This window comes from Candidimonas sp. SYP-B2681 (assembly GCF_003971065.1).
In the GTDB taxonomy this organism is placed as follows: Bacteria; Pseudomonadota; Gammaproteobacteria; order Burkholderiales; family Burkholderiaceae_B; genus Pollutimonas.
Map to the genome: position 1 here is coordinate 11869 of NZ_RYDV01000009.1, position 17861 is coordinate 29729.

At 55.1% G+C, this 17861-nt stretch carries 14 protein-coding genes and 1 pseudogene; 9 read left to right on the plus strand and 6 right to left on the minus strand.

Features of this window, described 5'->3' with window-relative positions:
- Window positions 1-1365 carry a UDP-N-acetylmuramate:L-alanyl-gamma-D-glutamyl-meso-diaminopimelate ligase gene (mpl, locus tag EKL30_RS16780; protein ID WP_126708400.1) on the minus strand — a complete coding sequence of 455 codons (1365 nt, stop codon included), beginning with the start codon at window positions 1363-1365 and terminating at the stop codon, window positions 1-3.
- 123 nt (window positions 1366-1488) lie between these two features.
- Here mpl and EKL30_RS16785 point away from each other — a divergent pair, with 123 nt between their 5' ends.
- The 9 genes and pseudogenes from EKL30_RS16785 (at window position 1489) to EKL30_RS16820 (ending at window position 8214) form a co-directional block, all read left to right on the plus strand.
- Window positions 1489-2019, plus strand: coding sequence for a TlpA disulfide reductase family protein (locus EKL30_RS16785; protein ID WP_233583220.1), 531 nt, complete (start codon window positions 1489-1491; stop codon window positions 2017-2019).
- Between the two features lie 146 nt (window positions 2020-2165).
- A complete protein-coding gene (gene aroQ / locus EKL30_RS16790; protein ID WP_126708401.1) occupies window positions 2166-2600 on the plus strand; it encodes a type II 3-dehydroquinate dehydratase in 435 nt (144 codons plus the stop codon).
- Window positions 2601-2682: 82 nt separating this feature from the next.
- Window positions 2683-3120, plus strand: coding sequence for an acetyl-CoA carboxylase biotin carboxyl carrier protein (accB, locus tag EKL30_RS16795; RefSeq protein WP_126708402.1), 438 nt, complete (start codon window positions 2683-2685; stop codon window positions 3118-3120).
- A gap of 3 nt (window positions 3121-3123) precedes the next feature.
- Entirely contained in the window at window positions 3124-4470 is a 1347-nt protein-coding gene (accC, locus tag EKL30_RS16800; protein WP_126708403.1) for an acetyl-CoA carboxylase biotin carboxylase subunit, read from the plus strand.
- A gap of 69 nt (window positions 4471-4539) precedes the next feature.
- Window positions 4540-5472, plus strand: coding sequence for a 50S ribosomal protein L11 methyltransferase (gene prmA / locus EKL30_RS16805; RefSeq protein ID WP_126708404.1), 933 nt, complete (start codon window positions 4540-4542; stop codon window positions 5470-5472).
- A gap of 24 nt (window positions 5473-5496) precedes the next feature.
- Window positions 5497-5601 (plus strand): annotated as a pseudogene (locus tag EKL30_RS19500) (MJ0042-type zinc finger domain-containing protein); the annotation flags it as partial.
- A 231-nt stretch (window positions 5602-5832) separates the two neighbouring features.
- The gene (locus EKL30_RS16810; protein ID WP_233583222.1) at window positions 5833-6705 is read left to right on the plus strand and encodes a DUF3426 domain-containing protein; all 873 of its coding nucleotides are present in this window, start codon (window positions 5833-5835) and stop codon (window positions 6703-6705) included.
- 8 nt (window positions 6706-6713) lie between these two features.
- Window positions 6714-7655: a carbohydrate kinase family protein gene (locus tag EKL30_RS16815; RefSeq protein ID WP_126708405.1), complete on the plus strand. Its 942-nt coding sequence runs from the start codon at window positions 6714-6716 to the stop codon at window positions 7653-7655.
- A 58-nt stretch (window positions 7656-7713) separates the two neighbouring features.
- Window positions 7714-8214 carry a glycine zipper 2TM domain-containing protein gene (locus EKL30_RS16820; protein WP_126708406.1) on the plus strand — a complete coding sequence of 167 codons (501 nt, stop codon included), beginning with the start codon at window positions 7714-7716 and terminating at the stop codon, window positions 8212-8214.
- A gap of 143 nt (window positions 8215-8357) precedes the next feature.
- Here EKL30_RS16820 and EKL30_RS16825 read toward each other — a convergent pair whose 3' ends face one another.
- The 5 genes from EKL30_RS16825 to EKL30_RS16845 form a co-directional block, all read right to left on the minus strand.
- Window positions 8358-8921: a YggT family protein gene (locus EKL30_RS16825; RefSeq protein WP_126708407.1), complete on the minus strand. Its 564-nt coding sequence runs from the start codon at window positions 8919-8921 to the stop codon at window positions 8358-8360.
- A gap of 168 nt (window positions 8922-9089) precedes the next feature.
- Window positions 9090-9851: a histone H1 gene (locus EKL30_RS16830; protein WP_126708408.1), complete on the minus strand. Its 762-nt coding sequence runs from the start codon at window positions 9849-9851 to the stop codon at window positions 9090-9092.
- A gap of 152 nt (window positions 9852-10003) precedes the next feature.
- Complete coding sequence (locus tag EKL30_RS16835; protein WP_126708409.1) at window positions 10004-11113, minus strand: ribonucleotide-diphosphate reductase subunit beta; 1110 nt, start codon at window positions 11111-11113, stop codon at window positions 10004-10006.
- A 19-nt stretch (window positions 11114-11132) separates the two neighbouring features.
- The gene (locus EKL30_RS16840; RefSeq protein ID WP_126708410.1) at window positions 11133-14060 is read right to left on the minus strand and encodes a ribonucleoside-diphosphate reductase subunit alpha; all 2928 of its coding nucleotides are present in this window, start codon (window positions 14058-14060) and stop codon (window positions 11133-11135) included.
- Between the two features lie 292 nt (window positions 14061-14352).
- On the minus strand, window positions 14353-17841 hold the full coding sequence (locus tag EKL30_RS16845; protein ID WP_126708411.1) for an indolepyruvate ferredoxin oxidoreductase family protein: 3489 nt from the start codon (window positions 17839-17841) through the stop codon (window positions 14353-14355).
- Window positions 17842-17861: the final 20 nt, after the last annotated feature.

Sequence of the window (17861 nt, forward strand, 5' to 3'; positions counted from 1 at the left end):
TCAGTGTTGTAATCGATCCAGGATTTTTTCATGTATGCCACCGAAACTGCCATTGCTCATTATCAGGATAGAGTCACCTGGACTTGCTGACAAGCATATCGCATCGATCATTTTATCCAGATCATCGTAGGCTGAAGCACGCTCTGCCAATGGCGCAAACACCGATTGCGGGTTCCAGCCCAGGGCGTGTTTTCCGCTAGTTGCACCAAAGCAGAAGGTGAGGTCGGCGTTTTCCAGGGCCTGAGGCAGGCGTGCCGCCATGGTGCCTAGTTTCATGGTGTTGGAGCGCGGTTCAATGACGGCTAGTATGCGTTTGTTGCCAATTTGCTTGCGTAAGCCTTCCAAGGTTGTGGCGATAGCCGTCGGGTGGTGCGCGAAATCGTCGTATACGTTGATATCGCGCACCGTGCCGCGCAGTTCCATGCGGCGCTTGACACCAGCAAATACGGAAAGGGCCTCAATTCCGGACTGAGCCGGAACGCCTAGCTGCTCTGCCGCTGCCAACGCCGCCAACCCATTCATGCGATTGTGCTCGCCAGTCAGTTCCCATTTTACTGTGCCCAGTGCCGTTTCGTTTTGGATTACCTCAAAATGTGAAGGGTGTATGCCAGAAACTGCCTGCCAGCGGCCAGAGGGCCCAAATGTTTCGACCTGGGTCCAGCATCCGCGGGCTATGACGCGATCAAGCGACTCACAGTTTGTCGGCCGAATGATGCGGCCTTGCGAGGGCATGGTGCGAACCAGGTGATGGAACTGAGTTTCGATAGCAGTCAGATCGGGGAATATGTCCGCATGATCGAATTCTAAATTATTGAAAATAGCCGTGCGCGGCCGATAATGAACAAATTTCGATCGTTTATCAAAAAATGCGGTGTCATATTCGTCGGCTTCAATGACGAACGCTTTTTGATCCGCCTGAAAGCGTGCGGAGACCTTCAGGTCGGCCGCAATGCCGCCTATAAGAAAGTTCGGCTTCAAGCCGACGTAATCGAGAATCCATGCCAACATGGAACTAGTCGTTGTTTTACCGTGCGTGCCGGCGACGGCAAGTACATGTTGGCCCTGCAATATTTCTGCGCCCAGCCACTGTGGGCCGGAAGTGTAGGGCAAACCCTTGTCGAGTATGGCTTCCATCAGGGGATTACCGCGCGTTACGACGTTGCCGATAATGTAAAGATCCGGTTTAAGATCTGTCTGAAGGGCATCGAAGCCTTCAATCAACCGTATTCCTTGTTCTTCAAGCTGCGTGCTCATGGGGGGATAGACCGCGGTATCGCAGCCGGTGACGGTATGGCCCGCCGAGCGGGCAATCAGCGCCAAGCCGCCCATGAATGTGCCGCAGATGCCAAGAATGTGTAAGTGCATTGTTATCCTCCGGCGCTTATTGTAGTCAGTTGAGCGTCATGATTGGGCGGGATAATGGTTCTGCCTCTCCCGCTGTGCGGGCCTTCAGAGTTCGGGTGCTATCATTGGATTGGCACAATTTTTATGGATTCAACCGACATGAAACGGCGAGAATTTCTAAGACACTCCAGCTGGGCTGCGACCGGCGCCACGCTTGCGGCGATGCTGGTGCCGCTGCGCTTGGCAGGGGCCGCCACGCCGAATGCGGATCCTTTCTACGCGAATGCATTCACCGACCTGGAAGGCCGTCACGTTAACGTTTCGCAGTATCTGGGCAAGCCGTTGATAATGAATTTCTGGGCGACGTGGTGCGCCCCATGCGTAAAGGAAATGCCCGATCTTGATGCGCTCCATTCTCGCTACAAGGACATGAATTTTGTCGGCCTTGCCGTGGATACGCCGGTCAACGTAGAAAAATTCATCAAGAAAGTTCAAGTGTCCTATCCCCTTCTTATAGGAGGCCATGGTGCCATACAGCTGATGCGTGCGCTGGGCAACAAACAGGGTGGCCTGCCGTTTACCGTGGTTTTTGACGCGAACGGGCATATCGTCGAGAGGGTACTTGGGGCAATTAAACCAGTCGAGTTCGAACAGCGTCTAAAACATTTGATCTGACGCTATTTCTTGCTATTTTTGCTATGGGCCGGGCCATGTGTCGTAAGCGGTTTGCGGCCTTTTTCCTGCTTGTCATACCGAGGCTTTAATGGACAAATGCGTCTTTTTAGCGTAAAAAGGCGGTCTGTCTTCATAGAATAACCGCAATGGCGCAGCACATCCTTGTTTTGCATGGTCCAAATCTGAACCTACTCGGCTCACGCGAGCCAGAGGTCTACGGCCGGCAGACCTTGGCCGATATTAACCAGCATCTGTTTAAGTTGGCCGCCGATAACGGGGTAAGCTGTACCGCGTTCCAAAGCAATCACGAAGGAGAGCTTGTCGATCGTATTCAAGTCGCCCGGCAGGATCTTACGGATTGCATCATTATCAATGCGGCCGCCTACACCCATACCAGCGTCGCCATTCGCGATGCATTGGCTGCAGTTGATATTCCTTTCATTGAAGTGCATCTGTCTAATGTGTACAAGCGCGAGCCGTTTCGCCATCACTCGTATCTATCCAGTTCGGCGATAGGGGTAGTGGCCGGCCTGGGTGCATTCGGGTACGAAGCAGCCTTGCGCTATGCTTTTGCAAATTGAGCACCTGGCAGTTCTCTTTTAACTTTTAACTATTACGTTCGCTCTGTGCAATGGCAGCAGAGTAATGTCACGGGAAGTTCGTATGGACCTAAGAAAACTCAAAACCTTAATCGACCTGGTAGCAGAGTCAGGCATCGCCGAACTCGAAATTACAGAAGGCGAAGGCAAGGTCAGAATCGTCAAATTTTCCCAGACTGTGCAGCCTGTGGCGTATGCCCCTGAAGCTGCTCCGGCGCCTGTGGCTGCCGCCGCGCCGGCTGCTCCTGCCGCCCCGGTAGTGCCGCAAGGCCATACTGTCAAAGCGCCCATGGTTGGCACCTTCTATCGGGCACCCAATCCCGGCGCCTCGCCGTTTGTCGAGTTGGGCCAGTCCGTAAAAGAGGGCGAGCCCCTTTGCATTATCGAAGCGATGAAGCTTCTTAATGAAATCGAAGCCGACAAGTCGGGCGTTATCAAGGAAATCCTGGTCGAAAACGGCGAGCCGGTCGAGTACGGCCAACCTTTGTTTGTTATTGGCTAATTCATGTTTGAAAAAATTCTTATTGCCAATCGCGGAGAGATCGCGCTGCGTATTCAGCGGGCCTGCCGCGAACTCGGCGTTAAAACGGTCGTTGTCCATTCGGAGGCCGACCGCGACGCCAAGTATGTGCGCCTTGCCGACGAGTCGGTATGTATAGGACCCGCTGCTGCGCGCGATAGTTATCTGAATATGCCGGCGATTATCTCGGCTGCTGAGGTCACCGATTCCGAAGCCATACATCCGGGATACGGTTTTTTGGCTGAAAACGCCGATTTTGCTGATCGCGTCGAAAAAAGCGGATTTGTGTTCATTGGCCCGCGTCCGGAATCGATACGGCTTATGGGCGACAAGGTCAGTGCCAAGCACGCCATGATCGAAGCGGCCGTACCTGTCGTGCCAGGCTCCGAAGGGGCTTTGCCCGAAGACCCGCAGGAGATTATCCGGATCGCCCGCGAAGTGGGCTATCCCGTTATTATCAAGGCGGCGGGCGGTGGCGGCGGTCGTGGCATGCGAGTCGTTTATACCGAAGCAGCGTTGCTGAATGCGGTAACAATGACCCGTTCCGAAGCCGGAGCCGCTTTCAATAATCCCGAAGTCTATCTCGAGAAATTTCTTGAGAATCCGCGCCATATCGAAATTCAAGTATTGGCTGACGGCGGTCGTAACGCGATCTGGCTGGGCGAGCGCGATTGCTCGATGCAGCGGCGTCATCAAAAGGTCATCGAAGAAGCCCCGGCGCCGGGTATTCCGCGCCGGCTTATTGAGCGTATCGGTGAACGATGCGCAGAGGCATGCCGAAAAATCAATTACCGGGGCGCGGGCACTTTCGAATTTCTGTACGAAAACGGTGAATTCTTCTTTATCGAGATGAACACCCGCATTCAGGTTGAGCACACCATTACTGAAATGGTCACCGGTATCGACCTCGTGCAGCAGCAAATTCTTATCGCCGCGGGCGAAAAATTCACCTTGCGTCAGCGCGATGTGGAAATTCGTGGTCATTCGATCGAGTGCCGCATCAACGCCGAAGATCCGTTCAAGTTCACGCCCAGCCCAGGTCGTATTACGAACTGGCACACCCCCGGCGGGCCTGGCGTGCGCATGGATTCCCATGTGTTTAGCGGATACATGGTTCCGCCAAACTACGATTCAATGATTGCCAAGCTGATCACATACGGTGACACACGCAAGCAAGCTATTGCGCGCATGGAAATCGCCTTGTCGGAAATGGTGGTCGAAGGTGTTTTGACGAATATTCCCTTGCACCGCGAGCTTATGCAAGACGCCCGCTTTGTCGAAGGTGGAACCAGCATTCACTACCTAGAGAATAAACTGGCTCAAAAGCCGTAATCAAGCGACGTTATTTGATGCTGCTTTACAAACGGGGGCATTGCCCCTGTTTTACTGATGGAAATGACTATGCGCGAACTCGTGCTAATTTGCCCTGAGGCACAGGCCGAAGCGCTTTCGGACGCCTTGCTGGAAGCCGGCGTGTTATCTGTGTCGGTCGAAGACGCCGATGGCGATACCGAGAACGAAAGCCCTTTGTTCGGCGAGCCTGGCATGGAGCCACAAGTCCACGCATGGAACCGAAACCGTGTGGTGGCCCTTTTGCCCGACGGGTTGGATCCCAGGCAGATACTGGAACAGCTGCGCGATGCTGGCGTGGCGGACTACCAAGACGGGCAATGGTTCCTTCAGGACGTGCCCGACGCCGATTGGGTGCGATTGACCCAGTCCCAATTTGGTCCGATTCAGGTGGGCGAACGTATCTGGATCGTTCCAAGCTGGCACCGAGGAGATCCCGACGTTCCAGTCGCGGCCGATCGCCAGATTGCCGACGAAAAAGGCATCATTCATATTGAGCTCGATCCAGGTTTGGCGTTCGGAACGGGCAGCCATCCCACGACCCATTTATGTCTGGAGTGGCTGGCCGAAAATTTACATGGTAATGAAACGTTACTGGATTACGGCTGCGGCTCGGGCATACTCGCCATTGCAGCCCGGCTACTTGGTGCGACGTCTGTCCATGCTGTCGATATCGATGAACAGGCCGTCCAGTCCAGCCGCTACAATGCAAAGGTCAATCGGGTCGAGCTGCTTGCAATGCTTCCCGATGAACTGCCTGCAGGACAATCGCAGGTGGTCGTGGCCAATATTCTGTCGAATCCATTAAAGGTGCTTGCACCTATGCTTGCCAATCGCGTGCTGCCGGGCGGTCACCTGGTGTTATCGGGAGTCCTCGAACGCCAGGCCGACGACGTCGCGCAGGCTTATGCACCGTGGCTCACAATGAATGTTTGGCGAGCTCGGGAAGGATGGGTTTGTTTGCATGGCCAAAGAACCGGCTAAGGGCCAGACCAACATCTTACGTATATGGACCTGACCACGCGCTGCCCCCAATGTGGCACAATTTTTTCAGCAAGCCTTGAACAGCTGCAGTTGCGCAAAGGCTATATTCGTTGCATCAATTGTGCGCATATATTTGACGGCTACGATTCCGTGGTTCCTGCCGGCGAGGCACCTGCCTCGAAACCGTCGGTTATGGGCCAGCCAGCTTCCCATGCAGGGTCATCGCCTCCACCGGCGCCGCTTCGGACCGCTCCTCGACCCGTGCAAGCTCAGGCTTCGGCGCCTACGCCACAGTCTCCGATAAAACCCGTATCCGCACCACCGCCAGCGCCTGCGGCGCAACCACCGGCACCCGCTGTCATGCCCAGCGTAGTACGTCAACGGGCAACGCGCGATAAGCCAGCGCCTTTCGTTGTGTCCAAGCCGACCACATCGGTACGTGAATCTCAGCCGGCATTTACTATTTCGCCAGGACGCGAGGCAAATCAGGCACGCCGCCAGGATCCTGTCTTTCGGATCGGCGATGCTGCGCATGTGAAGCCCGATCCTATTCATCCAGATATCGCCAGACGCCCGGATTCTGTCGTTAAGCGTCCTGACCCGATTGTTGCAGGTCCCGACCGTAGCCAGAAACCAGCGGTGGGCGCTTCGCCGCCACCGTTATATGTTGAACCACGACGACCATACGTCAGTAAAGAGCCAGACGCGCCCAAATTTCTTAATGACCGTGCGCCCGGTTATGCGGGCGTACTGAAGCTGCTGTGGAGCGTCCTGATCGTTATAGGCTTATTGTTGCTTCTGGCGCAGCTCGCCTATGTTTATCGTTCCCAAATAGCCAATCAAATTCCGGCCTTGCGGCCTGTACTGACGCAAGCTTGCGAGGCCTTGAATTGCCGGGTGGCCTACTCAAGGCGCATCGACATGATTTCCATCATGAGTTCATCGCTGCGTGCGTCACCGGGTGCGGCGAGCGACGCACCCGATTCCATGACATTACGCCTGACCTTGCGAAATACGTTGGATAAGCCACAGGAATGGCCGACTCTCGTGCTGGACTTGACCGATTTTTCAGGCACCGTAGTTGTCAGAAAGAATCTTCCGCCGGCGGCATATTTACCGTCGGAGACGTTGCAAGGGCCCTTTGCGGCCGAGAGCGAAGTCGCTGCAGGCGTTCCTATCGTACTGAATGACATCAAGGTCAACGGCTATCAACTGGGTAAATTTTTTCCATAAGGGAAGTAATGTCTGACAAGATTTTAGTCTGCGGATCGGTTGCATTCGACACCATCGCCGTTTTCGAAGGGCACTTCAAAGATCACATCCTGGCTGATAATATACAGTCGCTAAGCGTATCTTTCTTTGTGCCTAATATGCGCAAGGAATACGGTGGCTGCGCTGGCAACATTGCCTATAATCTGCAACTTCTTGGCGGGCACCCTCTGCCCGTGGGGACGGTAGGCGCCGATGCCACCGACTACCTGGTGTACTTGCAGCAACTGGGCATCGATACCCGCTTGATACGCGTTTTGCCGGACATGTTCACACCGCAATGTTTCATCACGACTGACCTGGATAATAACCAGATCGCATCGTTTCACCCTGGCGCGATGTCCTTTTCGGCGGAGAACGACATTACCGGGCAGCCTGCCGCCTGGGGCATTGTGGCGCCCGATTCCAAAGAAGGCATGTTTGCCCATGCACGTCGGTTGCATGCCCAGGGCATTCCCTTCGTGTTCGATCTCGGACAAGCCATGCCGCTTTTTTCAGGCGATGATCTTAACGAGATGCTCGGGCTTGCCCAGATGCTTACGGCGAACGAATACGAATCCAAAATCGTGGCTCAGCGCAGCGGTCGGAGCATGGCTGAAATCGCACGGTCGTTGCGGGCGGTTATCGTGACACACGGCGCTGAAGGTGCCATGCTATACGCGGACGGGCACGAAACCGAAATCCCGCCGACCCAGGTGACCGACGTCGTAGACCCCACGGGATGCGGTGACGCCCATCGTGCAGGGCTGTTATATGGCCTTACACAGAAATGGAGCCTGGTTGACGCCTGCCGCTTGGCGAACGTGATGGGCGGCTTTAAAATTGCATCACGGGGCCCTCAGAATCATCGCCCCTCGCGCGCCGACATCAGCGCAGCCCTCAAACAGAATTACGGTGTAGATTTAATGGGTTGACTGACAGACCGCCTACTGCGGTCGTCGCCGGGCGAATCGTCATACTAGGAGTTTTTTCATGATAGCAACATATTTACAGCGTTCGGGTAAGCGCACAACACGCGTTATTGCCATGGTTGTTCTGGCAGGTTCGACCGTTGTATTAGCAGGCTGCGTCAACGATAGCGCCTCTGGCTCGGTCTATAACTACGGACAGGCACAACGCGAGCAAATCGTGCGTACCGGCACCGTCGAAGCCGTCCGGAACGTCACAATCCAGCAAGAAGCGACTACTGGCGCAGGCGTGCTGGCGGGCGGCGCACTGGGTGGCGTGGCGGCTAACACCATAGGCAGCGGAACGGGTAATGTCCTGGCAACTATAGGTGGCGGCATCCTTGGTGCGATGGCAGGCAATGCCATCGAAAATCAAGCTGGCAAGACGAAGGGGCACGAAATCACCGTGCGTCTGGATAACGGCGAAACGCGCGTCATTGCGCAAGCCGCAGATGTCCCGATTGGGATAGGGCAGCGTGTGCGTTTGATTAGCGGTAATGGTCCAACGCGTGTCGCACCTATGTAATCCACGCGTGTATGGTTTCATAGCCTGATAAGACCATCACGCGGCTGACATCAACAAAATTAGCTCGCCCCTCTATGGCACCCCAAAAGTTGGACATTCCAACCTTTGGGGTGTTTTTATTTTCCTTAGAGTATCTTGTGCGGCTATACGCCGAACAATGCGAACGTAAAGCTCTGCAGAACCATCATGGCCACCTGGGCCAGAACCAGAAGTACTAACGGCGACAAGTCCAGTCCACCCAAATTCGGCAGAATCCGCCTGATAGGATCGAGCAATGGCGCAGTCAGGGTTTGCAGCACCGGCATCACCGGCGCCATGGGATTCACCCATGACAGAACGGCCTGTATCAACGTGACCCATAAAATCAGATTGAATGTCCATTTCAACATTGTCAGAAATGCGGTCAGAAGCAGTGGCAGCGCGCTATCGAGTGACGGTGGTTGACCGGTCAATATCAGTATGGTCAGCACCAGAAATACAAGCGAAGTCAGCCAGCATGCCAGCAAGCTCGGCCAGTCGATTCGATTTCCAGGAGCCACGATTTTGCGTATCGGCTGAATCAGCCAGTCGGTGGTTCGCAGGACTGCTTGCGAATAGGGGTTGAATGGATGCAGACGGATCGCATAAATCCATGCGCGGACAATCAGCGCAATCCCGAACAGGGAAAAGACAATACTTATAAGAAAGTGCAGGACTTCGCTGAGCATGGTTCGGCCACTTGGAAATTCGGAAGCGCCATTGTCGCATGAGTGCTCATGGGGCGAAAGTAATGTTCAAGAAGTGAAACTGCCCGACATGATCGGGCAGTTGGTGTGGGTTCGATAGAGCTCGAAATCAGCCCAGCATGGGCCAAAGTGGGCACCGGTATAATCCAGTCAGGGACGGCCGCCTGTGGGAAAAGGCCACGAGGCAGCGGGATTGACTGTTTTCTTACTGGCAGGAGCAGCGGTCGCGGCCTTGCTCGCCTTGGCTGCTGCTTTGACGTTAGCCTTTTTTGGAGCGGCTTTTTTTGCCGCGGGCTTGCTTTCAGCTTTGCTGGCTGGCGCCGCTTTTACCGGCGCAGCTTTCACAGAAGCTTCTTTAGCTGCTGGAGCTGATTTCTTGGCAACAGCCTTGGTGGCCGCAACGGTTTTCTTGGCAGGAACTGTTTTCTTGGCAGGAACTGTTTTCGCAGGGGCAGCTTTCTTAGCAACGGTTTTAGTCGCTGCAGGCTTCGCTTCAACTTTTTTCGCGACGGCTTTTTTAGCTGGCGCTGCTTTTTTGGCGACGGATTTAGTCGTTGCTTTCTCGGCAGGAGCTGATTGCTTTGTGGCGGTCTTAGCCGCTGCTTTCTTGGCTGGCGTCGCTTTGTTCGCTACCGTTTTGCTGGGAGCTTTTTTAGCTGCTGTGGCTTTCTTGGCTACTGTTTTTTGGGCGGGCGCGGCCTTTTTAGCGACTGCTTTGCTTGCTGCCTTTTTAGCGGGCGTCGCTTTAGTGGCGACTGCTTTCTTTGCAACGGCGGTGGACTTCTTGGCGGGCGCCGCTTTTTTGGCGGCTACAGGATTTTTCAGTTCGGCTTTTTTAACGGGTGCTGCCTTCTTGGCGGGTGCAGCTTTTTTGCTGGCCGTTTTTGACGCGGCCTTTTTGGCTGTTGCCATAGTAATGCTCCTTGAAAGAGAACGTCCACCCATTTGATATGGCCCCCACGTTGGGTGCGACCCATCTCAAATGGCGCAAGCGTGCAAAGCAATAGTTTCTTTATGCTTTGCACGCCTAGAGTCTAACGTAAGCTCTTACTCTATTCCAAGCATTATTCCCAGCTTAAAGCACCGCCCGTCTGATATTCAATTACTCGTGTCTCGAAAAAGTTGCGTTCTTTCTTGAGATCGATCATTTCAGCCATCCAGGGGAATGGATTTTCTTCTTGCGCAAACAGGGGATCAAGGCCTATTTGCTGGCAACGGCGGTTCGCAATAAATCGCAAATACGACTTGAACATCGAGGCATTCAAACCAAGTACACCGCGAGGCATGGTGTCCTCAGCGTAAGCATATTCAAGGTCTACAGCCTGTTGGAACAATTCGCGTATCTCTTCGCGAAAGGCTGGCGTCCATAAATGCGGGTTCTCGAGTTTGATCGTGTTGATGAGATCAATACCGAAATTGCAGTGCATGGATTCGTCGCGCAATATGTACATATATTGCTCGGCGGCGCCGGTCATTTTGTTTTGCCGGCCCAATGCAAGAATTTGCGTAAATCCAACATAAAAGAACAAGCCTTCCATCAGGCACGCAAATACGATCAGCGATTTAAGCAAGGTCTGATCGTCTTCAGGCGTGCCGGTCTTGAAGTGCGGATCTGCGATAGCGTTAATGAACGGAATTAAAAATTCATCTTTGGCGCGTATCGAGGGTACTTCGTTGTAGGCGTTGAAAATCTCGCCTTCGTCGAGATCCAGGCTTTCCACAATGTACTGGTAGGCGTGCGTATGAATGGCTTCTTCAAAGGCCTGGCGCAACAGGAATTGACGGCATTCGGGTGCGGTGATATGCCGATAAGTACCCAGCACAATGTTATTGGCAGCCAGCGAATCCGCCGTGACGAAGAACCCCAGGTTGCGTTTGACGATACGTCGTTCGTCTTCCGTGAGCCCGTTCGGATTTTTCCACAGAGCGATGTCGCGCGACATATTGATCTCTTGTGGCATCCAGTGGTTGGCACAAGTTGCCAGGTATTTTTCCCATGCCCACTTGTACTTGAAAGGTACGAGCTGATTGACGTCCGTCTCGCCATTGATGATGCGCTTGTCCGCGGCACGAACGCGTGCGCTGGCATTGGCCGGGGACGTGTCCGATGGCGCGGCTGCGTTGCCGCTTGCTGCCGCGGGTGGGGTGGTGGGGGTTTCGTCCCAGTTCAACATAATAAGTGTCCGTATCAGATTATTGGCAGGCTTCGCATTCGTCGAATCCCTCGTCGCCGGGTCGCATGGTGCAGGCGACGCCCATCAGTTCGGCTTCGGGTAACGGTGATGCTTCTGCTGCCATGGCTGCCACAGTGGCAGCCGAGTGGGTACCGTTCGCGACGGCATTGAGTTCGCCGCCCCGGCCAGTTGATTTTTCGGCATTGGTGGCGCCATTCGAACGCAGGTAATACGTCGTTTTCAAGCCGCGCAGCCATGCCAGCTTATAGGTGTCATCAAGCTTCTTGCCCGAGACGCCTGTCATGAAGATATTCAGCGATTGCGCCTGGTCTATCCATTTTGAGCGGCGTGACGCGCATTCGACAACCCAGGTTGGATTGACTTCGAAGGCGGTGGCGTAAAGCTCGCGCAAATCGGCCGGGACGCGGTCGATACGGGCCAGGCTGCCATCAAAATACTTCAGGTCGGCGACCATGACCTCGTCCCATAGATTCCGTTCTTTCAGGTCACGCACCAAGTAATCGTTGACGACAGTAAATTCGCCTGACAGGTTGGATTTGACGTAGAGATTGCGGTAGTTGGGCTCGATACATGGCGACACGCCAATGATGTTTGAAATGGTGGCTGTTGGAGCAATCGCTACGCAATTTGAGTTGCGCATGCCGTGCTGTTTGATATGAGCGCGCAGGCTGTCCCAGTCGAGTGTGCTGCTGTCGTCGACCTCGACGTAGCCACCGCGCTCTTCGCGCAACATGGCCAATGTGTCTTGGGGCAATATGCCCCGATCCCACAAAGAGCCCTTGAAGGTTTCGTAATGGCCGCGCTCGGCGGACAGCTTGCTGGAAGCCCAGTAAGCGTAATAGCACGTTGCTTCCATTGACCGGTCGGAAAACTCAACGGCCGCGTCCGAGGCAAATGGCACGCGCATAATTTGCAGGCAGTCTTGAAAACCCATGACGCCCATGCCGACCGGACGATGCCGCACGTTTGAATTTCGCGCCTTGTCGACCGCGTAGTAATTAATGTCGATCACGTTATCGAGCATGCGCATGGCAGTGGTGATAGTGCGCTGGAGCTTGTCGTGATCCAGCACATACTGGCCGTCGGCTTGCCGTTTAAGATGAGCGGCAAGATTGACCGAGCCAAGGTTGCACACCGCAATTTCGGTGTCGCTGGTGTTCAGCGTGATTTCTGTGCACAGGTTCGAACTATGGACCACGCCGACGTGTTGTTGCGGCGAACGGATATTGCAGGGATCCTTGAATGTGATCCAGGGATGTCCGGTTTCGAACAGCATGGACAGCATCTTGCGCCACAACGAGTTGGCAGGAACCTTTTTAAATAGCGGCAATTCACCGCTTGCAGCCTTGGCTTCGTAGCCAACATAGGCCTCTTCGAAGGCTCGGCCGTATTTGTCGTGCAGGTCGGGGACGTCGGACGGCGAAAATAATGTCCAGTCGCCGTTTTCCATGACGCGCTTCATGAATAAATCAGGAACCCAATTGGCGGTGTTCATGTCGTGAGTGCGGCGTCGTTCGTCGCCTGTGTTCTTGCGCAGTTCCAGAAACTCTTCGATGTCCAGATGCCACGTTTCAAGGTAGGCGCAGACGGCGCCTTTGCGCTTGCCACCCTGGTTGACGGCGACGGCGGTGTCATTGACAACCTTAAGGAAGGGCACTACGCCCTGGCTCTCGCCATTGGTGCCTTTAATATGGCTGCGCAGGGCGCGTACCGGGGTCCAGTCGTTGCCCAAGCCGCCGGCATACTTGGCCAATAAGGCGTTGTCCTTGATGGCGTCGTAGATGCCCGCGAGGTCGTCCGAGACGGTCGTAAGGTAGCACGACGACAATTGCGAATGCACGGTGCCCGAATTGAACAGCGTGGGGGTCGAACTCATGAAGTCGAACGAAGACAGAATTTCATAGAATTCGATAGCGCGGGTTTCGCGCTCGGATTCATTGAGCGCGAGGCCCATGGCCACGCGCATGAAGAACACTTGTGGCAATTCGATGCGCCGCCCGCGTATGTGCAGGAAATACCGGTCATACAAGGTTTGCAGGCCAAGGTAATTGAACTGCAGATCGCGCTCTGCCTTCAGGGCATTGCCAAGTTTCGCCAAGTCGAACTGCTCGAGCTTGGCGTCAAGCAACCCGCCGTCGATTCCGGTTTTGATGAATTGCGGAAAATACTCGGCATATCGAGTGTCCATTGCCGCATGTGAGACTTCTTCGCCCAGGACTTCCTTGCGGATTGTATGCAGCAGCAGCCGCGCCGTTACCTGGCTGTACGAAGGGTCGTTTTCGACCATGGCCCGAGCTGACAAAATGGCAGACTTGAACACTTCGTCGACAGGAATGCCGTCGTACAGGTTCTTGACGGTTTCTTTCAGGATGGCGTCGGCATCGATTTCGTGCGGCAGGTTCTTACCGGCTTCGGCGATCGTCGAGCGTAGACGGCCGAGATCCAGAGGTCGCTTAACGCCATTGTCGTTTACGCTCAAGGTGGGATGTTCGACAACAGGTTGGGTGGTGGCCTTCAGCGCGCGCTCCTGTGAACGCTTTTCGCGGTACAGCACATAAGCGCGAGCAACATCGTGTTCGCCAGATCGCATCAACGCCAGCTCTACCTGATCCTGGATTTCCTCAATGTGGAAGGTTCCGCCGCTGGGGCGGTTGCGCACCAAGCCATTGGTGACTTGTTCAGTAAGACTTTCAACCAGTTCGCGTATGCGTGCTGAGGCTGCGCCCTGTCCGCCTTTGACGGCGAGAAATGCCTTGGTCATGGCGATGGCGATTTTGCCTGGCTCGAAACCACCTACGGCACCATTGCGCCGGATGATATGGAAACTATCCCATTGCGAGGACTCGCCCGCATTTTCGGTCGGGTTGGCTGTTGGCGTTTGATGGGCGGATTCGGACCTGGCTTCAGCGTTCTGTTGGCTTTGCATGAATGCTCCTGGGCGTTATTAGCTTACGGTTAACTACGTTTTAACCGCAACTTAGTGATGGTGGACTGCAAATAGCAGGTGGATAGCGGCTTGAGTCAAGCAAGCCTGTATTATTCTTAGAACCACTATATATTGTGGTTTATGTTTGGGTTGGCACTAATTGTAGTAGTGCTTTTACGTTGAATCAAGCGCTGAAGCCGCTTTATTTTTTTGTCGCCTGCTGTTTTCGGCCAGAAAGTCGGCGATGTCCCTATGCCAAGCGAGGCAGTCAGGCGGGCAGAGCGTGTGTTGCTTAAGCGTTCGCGCGCGAAATAGGGTTAACGTCCATTACAGGTGCTTTCAGTTGCGATCGGAGCTGCGCCAGCTGACGTTCGTAATGTGCGACGTTCGCCGCCTTGATATGGCCATAGCCCCGAACCATTTGCGGAAGTTCCGCCAGTTCGAGCGCTGTGGAAAAGTTATCTGCTCTGAGGTCGCTGATCATATTCAGAACGGTTAAGCGATATTCCTTGATCAGCCGGCGCTCCATTTTACGTTCAGCAGTATACGAAAAAATGTCGAGCCATGAGCCCCGCAGCAGCTTGCCCCGGGCAAGAACCTTGAAAATTTTCTCGGTGCCTGGACCAAATGTCATTTTTCTGACCACGCCGGTGGCAGGATCGCGCCTGCCCAGCAGTGGCGGGGCCAGATGGAAACGCAGGCTGAAGTCGCCTTCGAATTTCTCGTGCAGTTCTTTGTGGAAGTCACCGTTGGTAAATAGCCGGGCGACCTCATACTCGTCTTTATAGGCCATCAGTTTGTAAAGCGATTGCGCCACCTTGACGGCCAGACGCGGCCTGGTTCCCGCCCACAGCGTCTGCTCGGCGGCGAGGACTGCCTCAACCACGTCGGTATATTCTTGCGCGTAAGCGGCATCCTGATAGCCGGTCAGTGCTGCGCGACATCGCTTCACAATCGTCTCCAGCGATTCAGGCATAGCTATCACCGCGGCTTTGTCGACTGAAGCCGATACGTCCAGGACGGCGGGTTGCCAGGCGGCCAGGCGTCCCACTAAAAAGGCTTGTTGGTTAAGCTCGACCGCAACGCCGTTCAGCCTGAGCGCTTGCATTATGGCCGCTTCACTTAGGGGAATGCCACCGCGCTGCCAGGCGAAGCCCAGCATCATCATATTGGCCAGGATACTGTCGCCAAATTGTTGTTCTGCGATGCTGTGTGCATTGAGCAACCAGGTGTTCGCCGATCCGGCGGTTGCACGTACGGTATCGATAAAGGGCCGGGCGTCCAGGTTTATTTGTGGGTTATGGGTGAACTCTGCTGTCGGCGCCAGATAAGTGTTCAACGCGACCACGGTTTGATCCCGCCGCAACGTCTTCAATGCCTCCTCGCTTGTTGCCGCGACTGCATCGCAAAATATTGCGACATCGGCTTGTTGCGCGTCTATCCTTACCGCTCCGGTCGGCTGCGCGCTTTCTGACAAACGAATGTGGCTGATTACCGTGCCGCCTTTTTGCGCGAGGCCCGTGATGTCCAGAACCGAGGCCGCCCGGCCTTCCAGGTGTGCCGCCATTGACAGAATGGCGCCCACCGTAATCACCCCGGTGCCCCCAATGCCCGCCACGAGTATATTGCAGCCAGCCGCGCCGATTTCGCGGGCAGGTGGGGGCAATTGGGAAAGCATGGCCCGAACCCGATCACGGTCAATGGTTTTGCTTGCTGTGCTGCCCTTGCGAAGAGAGCCGCCTATCACCGATACAAAGCTGGGGCAGAATCCGTCCAGGCAGGAGTAGTCTTTGTTGCAGCTGGACTGATCGATGGCGCGTTTCCTTCCAAACGGTGTCTCGACTGGGACAAGGGATAGGCAGTTGGACTGTGTTCCGCAGTCGCCGCAGCCCTCACACACTGCTGTATTGATGAACAGGCGGCGCGCAGGGTCCGGTAACGATTTTTTCTTGCGCCGCCTGCGCTTCTCGGCAGCACAGACTTGGTCGTGAATCAGCACCGTAACGCCTTCAATCTCGCGCAGCTCGCGTTGCAGGCGGTCAAGCTCATGCCGCTCGTGCACGCTGACGCCATCGGCCAATTTGATGTCCTGGTATTTTGCGGGATCGTCGGTTGTGATCACTACGCGCTTGACGCCTTCGCCCAGCATTTGTTGGCAAATCTGGGGTACGGACAGTGTTCCGTCTACTGGCTGGCCCCCAGTCATTGCAACCGCATCATTAAATAGAATCTTGTACGTAATGTTGGCGTTAGCCGCGACGGCCTGGCGAATAGCCAGATAGCCGGAATGAAAGTAAGTGCCTTCGCCCATGTTTTGGAAAATGTGCGGCATGCGGATGTAGCGAGACAAGCCTATCCAGTCGGTGCCTTCTCCTCCCATCTGTGTAAGGCCGCTGGTTTCCCGGTTCATCCAGGTAGCCATATAGTGGCAGCCGACGCCTGCCAAGGCCTGGCTGCCTTCAGGCACTTTCGTTGAAGTGCTATGCGGGCAACCCGAACAGAAGTACGGTCGTCGGCTCAGCGTTGCAGGCCGTCCCGGTAGTGCAGGCTTCAGCTCGCTGGCCGATTCAAGGTCGCCCATTCCGATCGTTTGCTTAAGCCAGCGACGTAAACAGTTGGCTACAAGGGCCGGACGCAGCTGCCCGGTTGCAGGAACCAGTATCGCGTTTTCCAGATCGCGCTTGCCCGAGACACTGGGGCGCACCGCTTGATTGAATAGCAGGTCTTTAATCTGGCCTTCAATCAGCGGTCCTTTTTCTTCAACAACCAGGATGTGCTCCAGTCCGGTAGCGAACCGTGCAAATCCTGCTGGATCCATTGGCCAGCTCAGGCCTATCTTGTAATGGCGCAAGGGCGGCAGGCCTTCCTCATGGCCGTCCTCTGCCAGAAGTTTGAGGGCATCCAGGGTGTCAAGGTAGGCTTTACCGGTGCTTACTATGCCCAATTTCGCTGTGTCGGCCGAATTCACTATCCGGTCCAGAGAGTGTTTGCGGGAGAAAGCATTCACAGCCAGCAGGCGCTCAGCGATCCGGTTTTCGATGCCTGGCGTAAGGAATTCGCGCGCGCTGTACTCCAGCGCGCCATTGAAGTGATCGTCTTCGTTGCTGGACAAATCGGGCATAGGCTCCAGCATGAATGAGCGGCCGCTCTCGACCGTTTCGGTTACGGCTTTGAATGCCACCCAAGCGCCTGAATAGCGCGACAATGCCCAGCCCCAAAGGCCGAAAAGTTCGTATTCGTCCACGGATGCGGGGTGCACAATCGGTATGCTCCATGCCGCCAACGATGCCTCACTGGCATGCGGTATGGAAGATGACGCCGCCGTGTGGTCATCCCCGACTATAAGTAGGACTCCACCTTGCTTTGATGCGCCGGCGGCGTTGCCGTGATGCAATGCGTCGCCTGCACGATCCACGCCTGGGCCCTTGCCATACCACATGGCAAATACCCCATCGACGCTGCGGTCCTCACGTACTCCTGCCTGTTGTGTACCCATCACGATGGTGGCGCCAAGATCTTCATTAATGGCGGGAAGAAAGGAAATTTTCTTTTCATTAAGCAGATTCTGGGCACGCCACATTGCCAGATCGACTCCAGCCAGGGGCGAGCCGCGGTAGCCGGTGACGAATCCAGCCGTATTCAGACCGTGCTGCTGGTCGGCGCGACGCTGGGCAAGCAACATGCGTATCAAGGCCTGCGTGCCGGTCAGGAATATGCGACCCGATGTGGCGGTCAGGTTGTCGGCAAGTTGGTATTGGCTGGCTATCGTAGTGGCGGGCATGGTGGGGCCTCCTCCAGGAT